Source organism: Paraburkholderia kururiensis JCM 10599 = LMG 19447 (assembly GCF_003986935.1).
GTDB lineage: Bacteria > Pseudomonadota > Gammaproteobacteria > Burkholderiales > Burkholderiaceae > Paraburkholderia > Paraburkholderia kururiensis.
Genome location: NZ_RJZE01000098.1, coordinates 1 through 1,127, shown reverse-complemented (window position 1 = coordinate 1,127; position 1,127 = coordinate 1). Strand labels below are relative to the sequence as shown.

1 protein-coding gene is annotated in these 1,127 nt (G+C 61.7%); it reads left to right on the top strand.

Going from position 1 to position 1,127, the window contains the following annotated elements; genetic code table 11:
- Positions 1-25 precede the first annotated feature (25 nt).
- Complete coding sequence (locus PKKP23_RS33410; RefSeq protein ID WP_126880078.1) at positions 26-1,009, top strand: IS5 family transposase; 984 nt, start codon at positions 26-28, stop codon at positions 1,007-1,009.
- Positions 1,010-1,127 lie beyond the last annotated feature (118 nt).

Genomic DNA, 1,127 nt, shown 5'->3' with positions numbered 1-1,127 from the left:
GCAACGGGAACATAACTCTACGGACATGAGCCAACGCAGCTTTGCGAGCGCCGAGTACGCGATGAAGAAGAAGCAAACACGGCGCGAGAAGTTTCTTGGCGAGATGGAGCGCATCGTGCCGTGGCCTCGCCTGATTGCGGTAATCGAGCCGCTGTATCCGAAGAGCGGACGCGTGGGCCGACAGCCCATCGGGGTGCCGAGGATGCTGCGCATGTACTGTCTGCAGCAGTGGTATGGCTTGGCCGACGAGGCGCTGGAGGACGCGTTGTACGACAGCCAGGCCTTGCGCGAGTTCGTGGGCATCGACCTGTCGCGCGAGTCGGTGCCTGATGCCACGACGCTGCTGAAATTCCGCCGTCTGCTGCAGGACAACGACCTGACGCGGGCGCTGTTTGACGAGATCAACGCACACTTGGCCGAACAAGGCTTGCTGATGCGTGCAGGCACCATCGTTGACGCGACGATCATCGCCGCGCCCAGTTCGACGAAGAATGCCGAGAAGGCGCGCGATCCCGAGATGCATCAAACAAAGAAGGGCAATCAGTGGCACTTTGGCATGAAGGCGCACATCGGCGTGGATGCCGAGTCGGGCCTCGTGCATACGGTCATCGGCACGGCGGCCAACGTCGCTGACGTGACACAAGCCGGCGACTTGCTGCATGGGCAGGAGACGGTTGCCTTCGGAGATGCCGGCTATCAGGGCGTGGACAAACGCGAAGAAGCGCTGGGGCCGCAGTGGCACGTGGCGATGAAGCCGGGCAAGCGCAAGCAACTCAACCCTGGGTTCAAGTGGGCGCGGTCGTTGGAACAGGCCGAGCAACTGAAGGCCAGCGTTCGGGCCAAGGTCGAGCATCCGTTTCATGTCATCAAGAACCTATTCCGTCACCGGAAGACGCGCTATAAGGGGCTGGCCAAGAACGAGGCGCAACTGTTCAGCCTGTTCGGCTTGGCCAACATCGTGATCGCCAGGAGGCGGTTGCTGGCCATCGAAGCCCGAGGTGCGTCTTGAACGCGCAGATCTGCGCAAAAAACGCCTTCGAAGGCTTGTCGAGACACAGGACTCAGCAGTCACGGCACCCGCCTCCCGATTCTCGCGTCGGTTCGCACGTCAACCGTGCAGCCAATGC

Excerpts from the sequence above, each read along its gene's own strand:
- PKKP23_RS33410 (WP_126880078.1), top strand. The coding sequence starts at position 26 with ATGAGCCAACGCAGCTTTGCGAGCGCCGAGTACGCGATGAAGAAGAAG.